The organism is Actinomadura sp. 6N118, assembly GCF_044326415.1.
GTDB lineage: Bacteria > Actinomycetota > Actinomycetes > Streptosporangiales > Streptosporangiaceae > Spirillospora.
In genome coordinates this window covers 391487-408545 of record NZ_JBIRAZ010000003.1, presented here as the reverse complement: position 1 = coordinate 408545, position 17059 = coordinate 391487, and the positions used below count along the sequence as shown (strand labels likewise).

Annotated in this window: 12 protein-coding genes; 10 read left to right on the top strand and 2 right to left on the bottom strand. The window is 70.4% G+C overall.

All coding sequences use genetic code 11. The features are described from left to right. Positions 1–272: 272 nt before the first annotated feature. Positions 273–1721 carry an LVIVD repeat-containing protein gene (locus ACH34W_RS09685; RefSeq protein WP_395960419.1) on the top strand — a complete coding sequence of 483 codons (1449 nt, stop codon included), beginning with the start codon at positions 273–275 and terminating at the stop codon, positions 1719–1721. Between the two features lie 177 nt (positions 1722–1898). Beyond that, positions 1899–2978 (top strand): M14 family zinc carboxypeptidase, encoded by a 1080-nt coding sequence (locus ACH34W_RS09680; RefSeq protein WP_395960418.1) that lies wholly within the window; start codon positions 1899–1901, stop codon positions 2976–2978. Positions 2979–3130: 152 nt separating this feature from the next. Here the strand turns inward: ACH34W_RS09680 and ACH34W_RS09675 are convergent, their stop codons facing one another. Next, complete coding sequence (locus tag ACH34W_RS09675; RefSeq protein ID WP_395960417.1) at positions 3131–3688, bottom strand: CGNR zinc finger domain-containing protein; 558 nt, start codon at positions 3686–3688, stop codon at positions 3131–3133. A gap of 355 nt (positions 3689–4043) precedes the next feature. Here ACH34W_RS09675 and ACH34W_RS09670 point away from each other — a divergent pair, with 355 nt between their 5' ends. Then, the gene (locus ACH34W_RS09670; protein WP_395960416.1) at positions 4044–5558 is read left to right on the top strand and encodes an Nramp family divalent metal transporter; all 1515 of its coding nucleotides are present in this window, start codon (positions 4044–4046) and stop codon (positions 5556–5558) included. A gap of 9 nt (positions 5559–5567) precedes the next feature. Here the strand turns inward: ACH34W_RS09670 and ACH34W_RS09665 are convergent, their stop codons facing one another. Then, positions 5568–7028, bottom strand: a complete 1461-nt coding sequence (locus ACH34W_RS09665) for a glutamine synthetase (protein ID WP_395960415.1) — start codon at positions 7026–7028, stop codon at positions 5568–5570. 169 nt (positions 7029–7197) lie between these two features. On the opposite strand from ACH34W_RS09665, the gene ACH34W_RS09660 reads away from it, so the two are divergent. The 7 genes from ACH34W_RS09660 to ACH34W_RS09630 all read left to right on the top strand — a co-directional run bounded on the left by ACH34W_RS09660 (position 7198) and on the right by ACH34W_RS09630 (position 17058). Beyond that, on the top strand, positions 7198–8367 hold the full coding sequence (locus ACH34W_RS09660) for an amidohydrolase family protein (RefSeq protein ID WP_395960414.1): 1170 nt from the start codon (positions 7198–7200) through the stop codon (positions 8365–8367). A 24-nt stretch (positions 8368–8391) separates the two neighbouring features. Then, positions 8392–9390 (top strand): pirin family protein, encoded by a 999-nt coding sequence (locus tag ACH34W_RS09655; protein ID WP_395960413.1) that lies wholly within the window; start codon positions 8392–8394, stop codon positions 9388–9390. Further along, on the top strand, positions 9380–10777 hold the full coding sequence (locus ACH34W_RS09650; protein ID WP_395960412.1) for an FAD-dependent oxidoreductase: 1398 nt from the start codon (positions 9380–9382) through the stop codon (positions 10775–10777). Before ACH34W_RS09655 ends, ACH34W_RS09650 begins: the two co-directional genes overlap by 11 nt. A 101-nt stretch (positions 10778–10878) precedes the next feature. Further along, on the top strand, positions 10879–11562 hold the full coding sequence (locus ACH34W_RS09645) for a PadR family transcriptional regulator (protein ID WP_395960411.1): 684 nt from the start codon (positions 10879–10881) through the stop codon (positions 11560–11562). Positions 11563–11741: 179 nt separating this feature from the next. Next, on the top strand, positions 11742–12740 hold the full coding sequence (locus ACH34W_RS09640) for an ATP-binding cassette domain-containing protein (protein ID WP_395960410.1): 999 nt from the start codon (positions 11742–11744) through the stop codon (positions 12738–12740). An 11-nt stretch (positions 12741–12751) separates the two neighbouring features. Further along, complete coding sequence (locus ACH34W_RS09635) at positions 12752–13528, top strand: ABC transporter permease (RefSeq protein WP_395960409.1); 777 nt, start codon at positions 12752–12754, stop codon at positions 13526–13528. A gap of 158 nt (positions 13529–13686) precedes the next feature. Further along, positions 13687–17058 carry a DUF4132 domain-containing protein gene (locus ACH34W_RS09630; RefSeq protein ID WP_395960408.1) on the top strand — a complete coding sequence of 1124 codons (3372 nt, stop codon included), beginning with the start codon at positions 13687–13689 and terminating at the stop codon, positions 17056–17058. Position 17059: the final 1 nt, after the last annotated feature.

Sequence of the window (17059 nt, the reverse complement as noted above, 5' to 3'; positions counted from 1 at the left end):
GCACCGCCGCCGCCGAAGGCCACCTGGTGGCGTGACAGGGGCGTGGGGCGCCCACGGTGCTGAGGCCGTGGGGTGTTTCGCCTCTTTGAAGGCCGTCACAAACCGGCCACATACCGGACCGCGCCGGCGCGAGGGCCCGTCCCACCTGGGACGGGCCCTCCGTCATCTGCTCACATTCACGAGGCGTTTCCTTGTGAGACTTAGCCCCTTGATCACCAGAGCGCTTACCTTCAGACTTGCCTCGGCGAACTCCGCGCGACCTGGAGGCACGAATGTTCCCCCGACCACGAACGAGGCGCGTCTTCTCCGGCAGCGTCGCCGGCGCGGCGGCCGCCGTGCTGCTGGCCGCCGGGACGGCGTGGGCCTGCCCGCCCGACCCCGGAGCCACGCAGACCAAGACGGCCGGCGCGGCGCAGGCGGCCGGGGAGGGGCGCGATCTGGGCTCCCACGCGGGCCACGGGCCCGGAGAGGTGGGCAAGACCTCCACCCAGGTCTCTGACGCCATCAAGGGCGTCGAACGGGTGGGCAACGTGCCGGACGCCAAGGAGGGCACCTCCCTGGTCTTCATGGACTACGGCAAGGGCCGGCACAAGCGCACGATCATGTTCATCAGCGGCCGGTTCGGGCTGAAGGCCTACGACGTCTCCGCCGACCCGCGCAGCCCGAAGCTCGTCGGCTCGTTCGACCTGCCCGGCTTCTGGCAGGGCGAGGACACCGAGGCCGACCACAAGCGGAAGATCATCTACCTCTCGCGTGACCCGCGCGCGTTCGGCGGCACGACCAACACCGGCGAGTCCGGCGTCTACGTCGTCGACGTGTCCAAGCCGGAGAGCCTGAAGCAGATCGCCTACCAGGTGCTCCCTGCGGGCCACACGACCTCCTGCGTCAACGACTGCCAGTACCTCTGGACCGGCGGGCCGGCCAAGGCCGACTCGCAGCCGGCGGACTGGGGCGGCCGCCCCGTCTGGGTGACCGACGTGCGCGACCCGCGCAAGCCGAAGGTCTTCAAGGACCCGATCGACACCGGCCGCAACGACGGCAAGACCGACTACACGCACGACATCCAGGTCGACTCGACGGGCATCGCGTGGGCGTCCGGCCGCGGCGGCGTCCGCGGCTACCACACCTCCGGGTGGCGGTACGACCCGGTGCTGAAGAAGATCCGCAAGGCCGTGCCGTGGAACCCGGTGCCGTACGCGGGCGGCGGGCTCGACGAGGCGACGGTCAACTCGTCGTTCATGCACAACAGCTTCCGGCCGGTCGGCCGCACCGCCGACCAGGGCCCCGACCCGCGCAAGTGGGGCCGCGGCCAGACGATCGTCATCACCGAGGAGACCTTCAACGAAGGTTGCGCCGCCGACGGCCTCCTGGTCATCGCCTCCCTCAAGGGCTCGTACGGCGGGCAGGGCTGGCGTTCGACGCCGGAGAACAAGTTCCGCCTGAAGACCCTCGGCACGTGGGGCGTCGCGGGCAAGGAGGGCAGCCGTCCCGACACCGACGACTGCTCGGCGCACTACTTCGACGTCAAGAACGGCATCCTCGCCCAGGCGTTCTACACCCAGGGCACGCGCTTCCTCGACGTGCGCGACCCCACCAACATCAAGCAGATCGCCTACTACCGGCCGGACGACGCCCGCACCTGGGCGGCGTACTACCACGGTGACTACATCTACGTGGTCGACCACGCCCGCGGCATCGACGTCCTGAAGGCCAATTTCTGACCGTTCCGCCACGATCAGAGCCTGAACGACCGGAAGGGCCGTCCCGATCGTCTGGGGCGGCCCTTCGCAACGACGACCCGATCCGACAGCATCCGGTCGAGATGATCATCGGCCGGCAGGAGAGGCCTCGCCTCGTCCGTCACCGATGCCAGTCACCGATGCCAATGGAGGCAGTTCGTGACCTCGCTCCCGGGCCGTACAGCCCGTCCCCTCGCCAGCCTTGCCGTGTTCGCGCTCACCGCCGGAGTCTTCACCGCCCCGGCCAACGCCGCCCCGGCCCAGGCCGCCGCTCCCGCTGCGCCCCAGCGGGCGGTGGAGCAGAACGGCGGTGTACGGCTTCACACCAATGCCGAGCTGGCCAAGGCCCTAAAGCGGATCGAACGCGCGAGCCACGGCCGAGTCCGCGTCCGCAGCGTCGGCAAGAGCAACGAAGGGCGGCCTCTGTGGTTCGCCACGCTCGGCAACGGGCCCAAACGGCTGATGTTCGTGACGCAGCAGCACGGCGACGAGCCTCTCGGCACCGAGTCCGCCCTTAAGGCCCTCGACACCCTTGGCGTCCGCAACGACCGGGACGCCCGCCGGCTGCGTTCGAAGATCACCCTCGGCGTCATGGTGCGCGCCAACCCCGACGGGCACGAGCGGCAGTGGCGCTACAACTACGACCCGGACGCCAAGCCGGAGTACGGCGAGCCCGGCAAGGGCTACGACATCAACCGCTATCACAACCCGTCGATGCGGCCCGCCGACAACCCGGTGCCCGAGGCGGCCGCCATCCGCCGCACCTTCGACCGGTTCCGCCCGTCGATCATGGTCGACTACCACATGCAGGGCCGGTACGCCTTCCCGCCGCCGGACGGCAGGGAGATCACCACGTCGATCCTGTGGCCGACCAACACCACCGTCCCGGCGGACGCGCTCAAGCGGTCCAAGCAGGTCGGCGTCCGCGTCTACAACGCGTTCTCCCGCGCGGGTGCCGTCGTCTCCCAGTACCCGGGCGGCGACTACGAGGGCATCGCCCGCAACGCCTACGGCATCCTCGGCGGCGCCTCGCTCCTCGTCGAGCTGAGCAACCTGCCGCCCGAGCGCGAGCGTTTCCAGGTCCACACCGCGTACGTCTCGATGGTCGATCTCGCCAAGGCCGCCGCGTACCGGCAACTGGACCGCATCGACCCGGCCGACGCCGACAAGATCCCGCCGCGCGGCCCGGCGCTGCCCGGCTCGAACAGCACGCACGCCGAACACGACCACGAGGCCTGACCACACTCCGCCACCCAGAAGACGCGGCGGCCCGCCCTGCCCGGCGGGCCGCTTCGCTTGTCCCTGCGCGTGCTTTGCTTGTCCCGGCGGGTCGTTTTCGCTTGGCGCGTCCGCAAGCAGTGCGGCCGGCCGTCGTTCGTGGTCTGTCCGGCTTAGGCGGTCTTGTCGTCGATGGTGCGCTTGCGGGCGCGGAAGGCCGCGACGTTGGTGCGGTTGGCGCATGCCTCCGAGCAGAAGCGCCGCCGCCCCGCCTTGGACGTGTCGGCGTAGACGTTGTCGCACCCGTCCGCCGCGCACACTCCCGTACGGCCGAGCCCGTACTGGCAGACCAGCTCCGAGAGCTTCATGAGGGTGGCCGCGCGGAAACGGTCCGGGAGCCGTGACGACGGCGGCGCGTAGTGCATGTGCACACCGTGCGGCTCGTGGTTGGAGATGTGCGGATGCATCGGGATCCGCAACATCAGATCGTTGAGCAGCTCCGCGGCGTCCATGAGCTCCTCGGCCTCGAAGAACGGCCGCAGCGTCCGGCCCCACTCCCGGAACGCCTCGACGTCGCCGGACTCCAGCTGCTGCCAGAAGAACTCGTTGACGCGCAGGATCTCGCGCAGGGCGTCCTCGCTGTCGTCGCCCTCCGTCGTGGTGACCGCGTTCACCAAGGCGACCGCCGCGGCCACGGCCTTGCTCCTGTATCCGGTGATCTGCGTTGCCATCGTCCCCGACTATCGCACACGTGGGCCATCGTAAGTGTTAATGTATGTATGCCTCTTACCCGAGTTTAACCCTTACACCCCGGCGGGTCGACCGGGGAGAAGTGATGGATCACAGTGGACGACTGCCCGCGGTGCGGATGGCCCGAGGACGAGACCTACGAAGTGCTGTCGAGACACCTGACCTCCGACGGCGTCGTCAGCTACACGCGCTGCGTCTGTGGTGAGGTGCAGATGCGATTCCAGCCCTACGACCTAGGTCAGGTCGTCACCGCCGGGGGCTTGTCGCGGTCGTCTCCCTGACGGATCATCCGGTAGACCGATCGATTCGGGGGCAGGTACGCCTGGGAGGCGACCCATGGCCGACCACATCCCCGATGACCCGGAGACCATCGCGACCCGTCCCCTGGGAGTCAGCCGTCCTGACCTGGTGGTCACGGACCTGCCCACGCCCGAGGAGGTGTTCGGCGTACGCCGGATCGGCCCGAAGGAGCTGTTCCGGTACGCGCTCGGCCCGAGCCTGATCGCCCTGGGGATCTCGGTCGGCAGCGGCGAGTGGCTCCTGGGGCCGCAGGCGGTCGGCAAGTACGGCTTCGAGGGCGTCGGCTGGGTCATCGTCGTCTCGGCCGTGCTCCAGACGCTCTACAACATCGAATGCTCCCGCTACGTGGTCGCGACCGGCGAGGCACCCGTCGTCGGCTGGGGGCGCGTCCCGCCCGGCTGGTTCCTGTGGGTGCCGATCTCTGTCTTCGTCGTCATCTTCGCGTTCATCGCCGGCGGCTGGGCCGCCTCCGCCGGGCAGGGGATGTACGCGCTCGTCCACGGCGAGATCCCCGCCAAGGGGGCCGAGGAGCCGCGGCTCTGGGCGATCGCGCTGCTGGTGCTCGTGTTCCTCATCACCGCCGCCGCCCGCCGGATCTCGCGCACGCTGGAGCTGGCCAACTGGCTGATGGTCGGCACGATCCTCGCCGGCCTGCTGCTCATCGATCTGTTCATCGTCCCGTTCAGCGGCTGGTGGGAGGGCATCAAGGGCTTCCTCACCCCGGCGGCGCCGCCCGACGGCATCACGGCGACCGAGATCGGCGGCCTGGCCGGGTTCACCGCGCTCGCGTCCGGGCTCAACTGGTACGTGATGGGCCACTACCGCGACAAGGGCTACGGGATGGGGCACCGCACCGGGTTCATCTCCGGGCTCCGCGGCGAGCGGGTCAAGCTTCTGGACAGCGGCCTGACGTTCCCCGACGACGAGAAGAACGCGGCGCTGTGGAAGCGCTGGTACCGGCTGTTGTGCACAGACATGTGGGGCATCTTCTTCGTCGGCGCGATGCTGGGCATGCTGCTGCCCACGATCTTGATGGCGCGCGCGGTCGAGCTGTCCGGCAATAAGCCGACCCAGGCGAACGTGCCGACCTTCGTGGCCGCCGCCCTCGACGAGGAGTACGGCAGGTGGCTCTTCTACTGTGCGCTGCTGCTGGGCGTGCTGATCCTCTTCTCCACCCAGCTGGGCATCTTCGAGGCGATGGTCCGGGTGACGACGGACGCCGCCCATGCCACGAGTCCCCGGTTGCGGGCGCTCCTGGAGGGCGACCCGCGCCGTTTCTACTACCCGTTCATGCTGGTCCTGCTGGTGATCATCTCGATCATCCTGCATTTCGCGCTGCCGGTGAGCCTGGTGCAGTGGTCGGCGAACATGGTCAACCTGGGTGCCCTGATCTACCCCTTCATGCTCATTTACCTCAACACCAAGCTGCCGCGCGCCGCCCGGCCGAGGTTGTGGCACCACGTGGTCCTGGTGCTCAACTTCCTCTTCTTCGGGTTCTTCTTCGTGAACTTCGTCGCCGACTTCGTGGGCGATCCCTTGATCACGTTCTGACGTCCGGCGTCAGTGCCGCCAGCGTGTGGTCGCGGCGATCTCCTCCGGCGACGCGTCCTCGAACAGGGCGATCTCGCCGCGCCGCACGGTGGCGATCGTGTCGCTGAGCGCCTCGCCGAAGGCCGCTGGGAGCACGGTGTCGTCCTCGAACGCCGCCACCGACTCGGCCAGCGAGGAGGGCAGCTCGCTGATGCCCAGGTCCGCGCGTTCCTTGGCGTCCAGCATGGCCGGGTCCACGTCGACCGGTGCGGGCAGGGTCGCCTCACCGGCGATGCCCGCGCGCCCTGCGGCGAGCAGTCCGGCCAAGGCCAGGTACGGGTTGGCGGAGGCGTCGAAACACTTGACCTCCAGATTGGCCGCCGCCGCCCGTTCCCCCAGTGCCCCGGTGACGAAACGCAGCGCAGCCTCCCGGTTTTCCAGGCCCCAGCACGCGAAGGCACCGGCCCAATGGGACGGTATGAGCCTCAGATAGCTCGCGACTGACGGCGCACCTACGGCGAGCAGGGCGGGCAGGTGGTCCAGGATGCCCGCCGTGAACGCCTCGCCCGCCGCGCTCATGCCGTACGGGCCCTCGCCACCCGACATCATGTTGACCGGACCCTCCGCTTCGTCCTCTCGCCACAGGCTCAGATGAACGTGGCAGCCGTTGCCGACCGACCCGGCGAGCACCTTGGGGGAGAACGAGGCGGCCAACCCGTGCTCGAACGACACCGCGCGGATCGTCTCCCGTACCAGCACGGCGGTGTCGGCCGCGCCGATCGGATCCTCCGCCGCCACCGAGAGCTCCAGCTGCCCCTCGGCGTACTCCGGATGGAGCTGCTCGACGGAGACGCCCGTCGCGGCGAGCGCCTTGAGCAGGTCCCGCAGGTAGCCCGACAGCTCGGAGATGCGCGTCATCCCGTACGCGGGACCGTTGCACGCCGGGGTGAAGTCCTCCCAGTCCGAGCCGTCCTTTCCCCCGCCGTCCCCCTCCCCGTCGTCGCCGTCGGACACCGCCCATTCGATCTCGAACGCGGCGCGCACCGAGCATCCCTGATCAGCCAGCCGGGCGACCTCGCGCCGCAGCGCCGCCCGCGCGTCCACACGATGCTCGGTGCCCTCCTGGGTGAACCGGTCGGCCGGGGCCCACGCCCATCCCGGCAACGCGGCCAGCGGGACGAGGCGATCAAGATCGGGATGGAGGCGCAGGTCGCCCGTGGGCCCGCCCACGTACCGGCCCGAGACGATCGAATCGTCCAGCAGGAAGACGTCGAACACCGGCGACATGCCGACGCCCCACGAGGCCGCATGCCCTAGGCGCGTCACCGGCACCGTCTTGGTACGGGTGATGCCGCTGACATCGACCCAGGTCAGCGCCACCGCGATGACGTCGCTGCGCTCCAGGTCCGCCGCCAGCTCCGCGGCCCGCGCGCCTCGCCTGGCGCGCTCACCCGCGTCCAGGACAGGCTGGGCGTCCGGGCTCGTCTCCATGTGCGCTCCCCGCTGCCGGTGGCGTTGGAATCATGACGCGTTGGAATCCTTCGGTACGGGCATCGTACGGAGACGACCGCTCCGTTTCACGGAGCGACTGTGCCGGTTCACGGAGCGACTGTGCCGGTTCACCGAGCGACTGTCCCGGTTCACGGAGGAAGGAGGCGTGGTGCAGGAACGGCTGGAGGCACTGCGGCTGGTCGACCACCACTGCCACGGGGTGCTCGACCGCGACCTCGAACCCGAGGAGTTCGAGGCCTTGCTCACCGAGTCGGACAAGGCCGGAACCGAGCTGAGCGGGAGCCTGTGGGACACGCAGGTCGGCTTTGCCCTGCGCCGCTGGTGCGCGCCCGTGCTCGGGCTGCCCGCACACGCCACACCCGATGATTACCTGGCCCGCCGTACGGAGCTGGGTGCGGACGAGGTCAACCGGCGCTTCCTTGCGGCGGCTGCGCTCGACGTCCTTTGCGTGGACACCGGCTTCACACCACAGGCCATCCTGGATCCCCCGGCTCTGGGCAAGCTGGCCGGCGCCCGCGCCTACGAGATCGTCCGGCTGGAACGGCTCGCTGAGGACGCGGTCGCGGACGAAGTCAGCGCGGCGGCCTTCGCCGGGGAGGTGCGCTCGCGGCTGAACGCGAAAGCGCAGTCGGAACACGTCGTCGGCTGCAAGTCCATCGCGGCCTACCGGGCGGGCCTGGAACTGGCGGGGGAGCGGCCGACGGCGGCCGAAGTCACCTCGGCGGCCGGGCGGCTGCTGCGCGAGGCCGATCGGGCCATGGCGGGACGCAGCGCACCGCCGCGCGTGTCGGACGAGGTCCTGCATCGTTTCCTGGTGTGGTGCTCGGTCGACGCGGGGCTGCCGGTGCAGTTCCACGTCGGGTATGGGGACGCCGACGCCGATCTCCGGCGCGGGGACCCGCTGCTGCTCACACGCCTGCTGCAGGCGGTGGCGCCGACCGGCGTCCCGGTGATGTTGCTGCACAACTACCCGTTCCACCGGCATGCGGGATACCTCGCGCAGGTCTTCCCGAACGTCTTCGTGGACGCCGGGCTCGCCACCCACAACCTCGGTCACCGGGCACCCGCGCTGATCGCCGAGCTGCTGGAGCTGGCGCCGTTCGGCAAGGTGCTCTACTCCTCCGACGCGTTCGGCCTGGCCGAGCTCTACCACCTGGGCGCGCTGCTGTTCCGGCGCGGGCTCGCCGCGTACCTGGACTCCGGTGTCGAGGACGGCGCGTGGACAGAGGAGGATGCAGTAAGGGTGGGGGAGCTCGTGGCGTCCGGCAACGCCCGCCGCGCGTACCGCCTCCCCGGTGCACAGGACAAGATCGTTTGAGGATTCGATGATGGAGACGGCCGAATGAGCAATCTTGACGTCCGGCCCCCGCTGACCGAGTGCGGCGGCCGTGCGGACGTGGCCGCCGAGCCGGTACGCGAGCTGCTGCAGGGCCGCTCCGTTCAGCTCGGCGAGAGCAGCGAGGTCCGCAGGCTGCTGCCGACGCTGGGCCGCCGCATGGTCGGCGCCTGGTGCTTCGTCGATCATTACGGGCCCGACGACATCGTCGACCAGCCCGGCATGCAGGTTCCGCCGCATCCGCACATCGGGCTCCAGACGGTGAGCTGGCTGCTGGACGGCGAGGTGCTGCACCGCGACAGCCTCGGCAGCCTCCAGACGCTCCGGCCAGGGACGCTCGGCGTGATGACCGCCGGCCACGGCATCGCGCACTCTGAGGAATCACCGGCGGCGCACTCGGCGACCCTGCACGGCGCGCAGCTGTGGGTCGCGCTCCCGGACGGCGCCCGGGCCGCCGAGCCACGCTGGGAGTTCCACGCCGATCTTCCGGTGCTGGAAGACGGTGGCCTGCGCGCCACCGTCTTCATGGGCGAGATGGCGGGCGCCCGATCGGCCGGGACGGCCTTCTCACCGCTCGTCGGCGTCGATCTCACGCTGGCGGCGGGCGGGGACGCGCGGTTGCCGCTGGAGCCCGACTTCGAGTACGCGGTTCTCACGACCTTGGGCGTGGCGAACGTGGACGGCGTGGACCTGGCGCCAGGCTCCCTGCTCTACCTCGGCTGCGGGCGGTCGGACCTCCAGGTGAGCGCGGCGTCGGCGAGCCACATGCTCCTCCTCGGCGGCGAGCCGTTCGAGGAGGAGATCGTCATGTGGTGGAACTTCGTCGCCCGTACCGGCGAGGAGATCGGTGCCGCCCGCACGGACTGGATGAACGCGGGCTCGGTGGAGATCACCCCGTCGGCCGCCGGCTCACGTTTCGGCACCGTGCACGGTTACGCCGGCGACCGGCTGCCCGCGCCCGCCCTCCCGTCCACCCGGCTGAAGCCGCGCGGCCGTGTCCGCTGAGCGCGGGGCGCCGCGCGGGCGCGAGCGGCTCGTCGTCATCGGCGGCGACGCGGCAGGAATGAGCGCGGCCTCCGCGGCCCGGCGCGGCCGCGGCCCGGACGAGCTGGAGATCATGGTCTTCGAGCGCGGCTGCCACACCTCGTACTCCGCGTGCGGCATCCCCTACTTCATCGGCGGCCACGTCGGCGCCGTGGACGACCTGATCGTGCGGACCCCCGCGGAGTTCCGTTCCAAGCAGGACATCGACGTCCGCACCCGGCATGAGGTCACCGAGATCGACCTCGACCGGCGGGCCGTGCGGGTCCGCGATCTCGGCAGCGGCGCCGAGCGCCACGAGGGCTTCGACCAGCTGATGATCGCCACCGGCGCGGTCCCGCGGCGTCCCCGGCTGCCTGGGGCGGATGCCGAGGGCGTCTATGGCGTCCAGGTCCTGGACGACGGGATCGCGATCCGCCGCGCCCTGGACGAGGACCGGCCGCGGCACGCGGTCGTTGTGGGCGGCGGATACATCGGGCTGGAGATGGCCGAGGCGCTCGTGCAGGCCGGGCTGGAGGTCAGCCTCGTCGACAGCGCGCCGCAGCCGATGCGCACCCTGGACCCCGACATGGGCGAGCTTGTCGCGGACGCCCTCCGCAGCGTCGGTGTCAGCCTCTACCTGGGGGAACGCGTCGAGACGTTCGAGACCTCCGGCGACCGCATCCGGGCGGTCGTCACCCAGGAGCGCACGCTCGACGCCGATATCGTGGTCCTCGGCATGGGCGTCCGGCCCAGCTCCGACCTGGCCGAGGCTGCGGGCATCGCGATCGGCCCGACCGGCGGGATCATCACCGACCGCCGGATGAGGACCCGAACCGAGGGCGTGTGGGCTGCCGGTGACTGCGTGGAGACCCGCCATCTGGTGTCGGGGGAGCCGGTGGCGATCGCGCTCGGCACACACGCCAACAAGCAGGGCCGCGTGGCGGGGCTCAACCTCGGCGGCGGCTACGCGACGTTCCCCGGAGTGGTCGGCACGGCCGTGTCGAAGATCTGCCATGTCGAGGTCGCCCGGACCGGGCTGAACGAGGCGGAGGCCGCGGCGGCGGGTTTCGAGTCGCTGAGCGTCGTGGTGGAGTCGACGACGCGGGCCGGCTACTACCCGGGCACCACGCCGATGAAGACCAAGCTCATCGCCGAGAGACGGTCCGGCCGCCTGCTGGGCGCCCAGATCGTGGGTGAGGAGAACGCCGCCAAGCGCATCGACGGCCTGGCCATCGCGCTCTGGAACCAGATGACGGTCGAGGAGATGACCGGTCTCGACCTGGGATACGCGCCGCCTTTCTCGCCCGTCTGGGATCCCGTGCTGATCGCCGCCCGCAAGGCCGCCGACAAGGTCGAAGGGCACCGCTGACAGGAACCCCGGGCTGACAGGAACCCCGGAAAGGGCTTGCCGAGCCTCGCCGTCCCATCGTATATTCGTTAACGAATATACGAGTGCGGATGGATGAACCGATGCCGGGACGACGTACGAGCACGAGCCCGCTGGCGCTGGCCGTGCTGTCCACGCTGATCGAACGGCCGATGCATCCGTACGAGATCGCGCAACGGCTCAAGCACCGGGGCAAGGACCAGAGCATCAAGATCCGCTACGGATCGCTCTACACCGTCGTCCAGAACCTGGCCGACCGCGGGCTCGTCGAGGCCGAGGGGACGGCGCGGGCCGGGCGGCGCCCGGAGCGCACCGTCTACCGCATCACCGCGGACGGGCGGACCGAGATGGTCGAACGCCTGCGGGAGCTGGTCCGCACGCCCGTCAAGGAGTACCCGCTGTTCGAGGCGGCGCTCTCCCTGGTGGTCGCGCTGACCCCGGACGAGGTCGCCGGCCTGCTCGCCGAACGGCTGCGCACCCTGGAGAAGGAGATGACCGCGGCCCGGGCCACGCTGGCCGACCTGATGGTCGGGCAGGGCATGCCGCGGCTCTTCCTGCTGGAGGCCGAGTACGCCCTGGCACTCAAACAGGCCGAGGCCGACTGGGTGCGCTCCATGGTCACCGAGCTGTCCGACGGCTCGTTCGAAGGTCTCGCCGACTGGCGCACCTTCCACGAGACCAACGAGGTCCCCGCCGAGATGCGGGAGGCCGAGTGGTTCAAGGCTGACCAGGCACTGCACAACGAGGAAAGCGAGGACTCCGCCTAACGCGAGGACACAGACCAGGAATCCCCGGCACGGCGCCCTTCTCCGCCAAAGATCCGAGCACCGCGCCGGGGTCGCGACACCATCGGGCCGAAGGCCGAGGTGCGACGTCCCCAGCCTACCTGGGGCGACCTCCGTCGATCGGTCCGCAGACACCCATCGAACGGAGGAGTGGCGCCACCATGCCATCTTCAGCGGCCATCGAGGCCCGGGGCCTCGTCAAGACCTATGCCGTACGCGGCCAGAAGGACGGCGTCCGGGCCCTCGACGGCCTCGACATCACCGTCCCGCGCGGCGCCGTCTTCGGGCTCCTCGGCCCGAACGGCGCAGGCAAGTCCACCACGATCAAGATCCTCACGACGCTCGCCCGTCCCGACGAGGGCACCGCCATCGTCGACGGCATCGACGTGCTCCGCCGTCCCGACCGGGTCCGGCGCACGATCGGCGTCGTCGCGCAGCGTTCCGGGGCCGACCCCGGCGCCACCGGCGGCGAGAACCTCATCCTCCAGGCCCGCCTCTACGGGCTCGGCGCGGACGCGCCGTCACGTGCCAGCGAACTGCTGGCCCGCTTCGGCCTCACCGACGTGGCCGGGCGGCTGGTGAAGACCGTCTCCGGCGGCATGCAGCGCCGCCTGGACGTGGCACTCGGCCTGGTGCACCGGCCCGGTGTGCTCTTCCTCGACGAGCCGACCACCGGACTCGATCCCGAGTCGCGCGCCGCGATGTGGGAAGAGATCGCCCGTCTCGCCGCCGAGGACGGCGTGACCGTCCTCCTGACCACCCACTACCTGGAGGAGGCCGACCGGCTCGCGGGCCGCATCGCCATCGTGGACCACGGCCGCGTCGTCGCCGAGGGGTCCCCGGACGAGCTCAAGGGCGCGTTGCGCGGCGACGTCGTCCACCTGGAACTGGCGTCGGAGACGGACCCGGCGGTCGCCCGCTCCACCCTGCAGGATCTGCCGGGCCTGAGAGACGTCCTGGTCGCCGGGGGCGCGATCAGCGCCCGGAGCGACGACGGCGCCTCGGCCGTTCCCGGCATCCTGGCCGCGCTCCAGACCTCCGGCGCGCCCGCCGCGTCGGTGACCGTCGCCCGCCCGTCTCTCGACGACGTCTACCTGCGCCTCACCGGCCGCCGCTACAGCGAGACCGAAGAGCTCGTCACCGAGGGGGCGGACCGCTGATGGCCTCGTCGATGAGCACCGCACTCACGCACACCTGGTACCTGAGCGGGCGCAGGCTGCACGCCGTCGCCCGGCAACCGTTCTTCATCGTCGGCAACATCTTCCAGCCGGCGATCTGGCTGTTCCTGTTCGGGGAGCTGTTCAAGCGGGTCGTTGAGATCCCGGGCTTCGGCGGCGGCTCGTACCTGGACTATCTGATCCCCGGCGTGGTCGTCATGAACGCGATGAACGCCAACATGTTCGCGGGCATGGGCACGCTGGAGGAGATCGACCGGGGCACGCTCAACCGTTTCCTGGTCTCCCCGGCGAGCCGCGTCGCCCTCATGAACGCGAACGTGGTCGAGCAGGCCGTCACCACCGCGCTCCAGTCGATCATCATCCTGCTCCTCGGCCGCCTGGCCGGGGCCGACCTTCCAGGCGGCCAGGCGGGCTCCGCCACCGTGGTGGCGGCCGCGGTCGTGATCGGCATCGTGTTCGGCTCGTTGTCGAACGCGGCGGGCATGGTGCTGCGGCAGCGTGAAGCCATCATCGGGATCTACATCGTCTTCATGCTGCCGCTGACGTTCCTGTCGTCGGCGTTCATGCCGACCCGGCTCATGCCCGGCTGGCTCCGGCACGTCGCCGCCTGGAACCCCCTCGACTGGGCGGTCCGCGCCGGCCGTTCAGCGCTCAGCACCAACCCCGACTGGGGCGAGGTGACCATCCGCCTGGGGAGCCTGCTGGCGCTGGCGGTGTTCTGTGTGGCCGTCTCGGTCGCCACGTTCCGCTCGTACCAAAAGAGCGTCTAGCAGGACGTTTCCCCACCACGGACCGCCTGGGTGGCAGGAGCCTCTCCAGGTGGTCCCGGGGGAGACCCAGGTCTTCTTCGGCGGGCGCGCACACGAATGATGTCCTGATCGCTCGTCCGCGGGCGGATTGTCGCACGACTCCTCTACGGTGAGTCGTCGTGAACGATCCCCGGCTTCCTGATGAGAACGCTCTGGTCCTTCCCGAGACCTGGCTGAAGAGGCTGCATCCGCGGCGCGGCGGCGCCGGGATCACCAGAATCAAGACCGACCGGCGGGCACCCGAGGGCGTCCGGGAGCGCGTGCGGCAGGCGGACGAGCACCTGGAAAGCGTGCTCGCGCATCCGGCCAGCGAGGCCGCGCTCGTTCAGAAGGCGCGAGGGCACCTTGCGGGCGAGGCCGATCCGACCGGCGCGGCCACCGTGGCGGCGATTCTCCTTGCGCTGCCCGGACGGCAGAACCAGAGGGAAGACGACTGCAACCAGCATGTCGACGCCTGGGTCGTGGAGCACGGGGTGGGCTTCGCGGCGTGCGCGTTCGCGGAGTTGTCCAGGATCGTCCCGGTGTGGAACGGCTGGGATCGTCAGGGCGAAGTCATTGACCTGGAGGTCCGTTACTGGCAACCGGGTGAGCACGTCCAACGGTGGTGGGCCCAGCCCTCGATCGCGCGGCGGATGCGGGCGCTGCTGGCCGCCGCCGAGGAGGGCGAGTACGACGACGCGGTGCGGCGGCTGGCCGCCCACCGGCGCACCGAGCTGCAACGGATCGTCGTCTCGTATCTGGTCCCGACCAGGGCCGACTGGGTGGACGAGTGTTGCGCCGCGCCGCCGGCCGGGGTGCACGAGAGCAGGCTCAGGTGGCTGGTGTGGTGTGCGCTCGGCAAGCCCGAGCAGATAGCGCTGCTCGGGCCGTGGGCGCGGCTGACCTGGGGATCGTACAGTTCGTTGGAGGTCCTGGCGACGCTGGCCGAGGGGGTCGGGCCCGAGGCGCTCACGCCGCTGCTCGTCGAGGCCCTCGATCAGGGGGCGAGCGGGGCCGACAATCTCAAGGCCCATTTTGAGGTGCTCGCCGCGATGCCGACGGACGAGGCGTTCACCGCGCTGGTGTCCCGCATCGAGTGGAGATACGTACAGCCCGTCCTGCTGGACGCGATGAGGCGTTTCCCTGTGCGGGCGCTGCGGCTGCTGGCGCCGGAGGCTTCGGGCACGTCCAAGACGGCGGTCGCGATCGGTGAACTGCTGACCGGGCATCTGCTGGCCCATCCCGAGCTGAGCAGTGTCTTTCCCAGCCTCTCCGACGACGCTCGTGCCGTTGTCGAGCGGCTGATGAAGGACTCCGAACGGATGGCGGAGGCGCCCGTCGCGGCACTGCCGCCGCTGCTCGTCGAGCCGCCGTGGACGCGGCAGGGCGAGGCGAAGAAGCCCGTCGTGGTGACCGGCCTCAGCGCCCCTCCGGAACCGGCTCTGGTGTGGGCGGACGGCGAACGGCAGAAGTGGGCGGACGCGGCCGCGGCGACGCGTTCCGGGTTGCCCAGCAGTGCGGGCTGGGAGGCCGACGTCCAGACGTTCCGCGACGGGAACATGACGAAGTGGCTGGAGCCTCAGCTCTTCGTACACGGCCCTGAGGAACTCGTCCGCCCGCTCCTTCCCGGATGGCAGACGCGCCAGCTCTGGCACGCCGACCGATGGGTGAAGCCGCTGGCGGCCCGGTTCGGGGTGGCGGCCCTTCCTCATGCCCTGGCGGCGGCCGAGATCAATCCGGCGGGCAACGGTGCGCTGCTGCTCCCGTTCCTCGACGTGCGGGCCGCCGGGCTGATGGCGGACTGGCTGGCCCGGCGCAAGTCGGCGCGGCCGATCGCGATGGCCTGGTTCGGGCGGCATGGAGCGGCGGCGGCGCGGCTTCTCGTCCCGGCGGTTCTGGGCAAGGCGGGCAGGGAACGGCGTGCGGCCGAGGGCGCGCTGGTGATGATCGCCGTCAAGGCCGGCAAGAAGGAGGTCGTCAAGGCCGCCGGCGAGTATGGGGGGCAGGCCGCCGCGGCGATCGAGATGTTGCTGGACACCGATCCACTCGACTTCCTTCCGTCGAAGATCCCGTCGGTCGGCGCCTGGGCCGATCCGGTCTTGCTGCCGCAGATCGTGCTGACGAACGGCGCGGGCGCACTGCCGCCGGAGGCGACCAGGCACTTCGTCACGATGCTGGCGATGTCCAAGACCGACGAGGTCTACGCGGGCGTGGCCGCGGTCAAGGAGGCCTGCACTCCCGAGTCGCTGACTGGGTTCTCCTGGGGGCTCTTCCAGCGGTGGCAGGCGTCGGGTGCCCCGTCGCCGGACGGCTGGGCGCTGGCGCAGCTCGGCTGGCTGGGCGACGACGAGATCGTACGCCGCCTGACGCCGCTCATCAGGGCGTGGCCTGGGGAGGGCGGCCACAAGAAAGCCGTTACCGGTCTCGACGCGCTCGCCGAGATCGGCACCGACGTGGCCCTCATGCACCTGCACGGCATCGCCCAGAAGGTGAAGTTCAAGGGCCTGAAGACCAAGGCCCAGGAGAAGATCGAGGAGGTCGCCGCCGGGCTGGAGCTCAGTCCCGAACAGCTCGCCGACCGCCTGGTCCCCGACTTCGGCTTGGACCCCGACGGCGCCATGACGCTCGACTACGGCCCGCGCAGCTTCCGGGTCGGCTTCGACGAGCAGCTCAAGCCGTATGTGACGGACGAGGACGGCAAGCCGCGCAAGGCCCTCCCCAAACCCGGAGCCAAGGACGACCCCGAGCTCGCTCCGGCCGCGTACAAGGCGTTCTCCGCGCTCAAGAAGGACGTCCGCACCGTCGCGGCCGACCAGATCAGCCGGCTGGAGTCGGCCATGGTCACCCGGCGCCGCTGGTCCGCCACCGAGTTCCACGACCTCTTCGCGACCCATCCGCTGCTCTGGCACATCGCCCGGCGCGTGGTCTGGCTGTACGAGGACGGCGGCAAGAACACCGCGTTCCGGCTCGCTGAGGACCGCACGCTCGCCGACGTCGCGGACGACGTCCTGACGCTGCCCGAGTCGGCACGGATCGGCATCGCCCACCCGCTGGACCTCGGCGAGGACGTGGACGCCTGGTCGGAGTCGTTCGCCGACTACGAGATCCTCCAGCCGTTCCTCCAGCTCGGCCGGTCCGTGCACGCGCTGACCGGCGAGGAGCGGGCGAGCGGGCGGCTGACGCGCTTCGAGGGGCGCACCGTCCCGTTCGGCAAGGTCCTCGGGCTGGTGAAGCGCGGCTGGGAACGCGGCGTGCCGCTGGACGCGGGCATCGAACGGTGGATCTCGCGCCAGATCTCCGCCGACCGCCACGTCGTGATCGATCTGGACCCGGGCTTCGCGGTCGGCGTGCTCGACGAGTTCCCCGAGCAGAAGCTGGAGTACGTCTGGATCAGCAATCGGCCCGACGACTACCGCCCCCGCGAGGGCACGCCCCATACGTTCGCCGAGCTCGACCCAGTGACGGCGTCGGAGATCCTCGCCGACCTCGCTTATCTGTCCGAACATCGGTGAG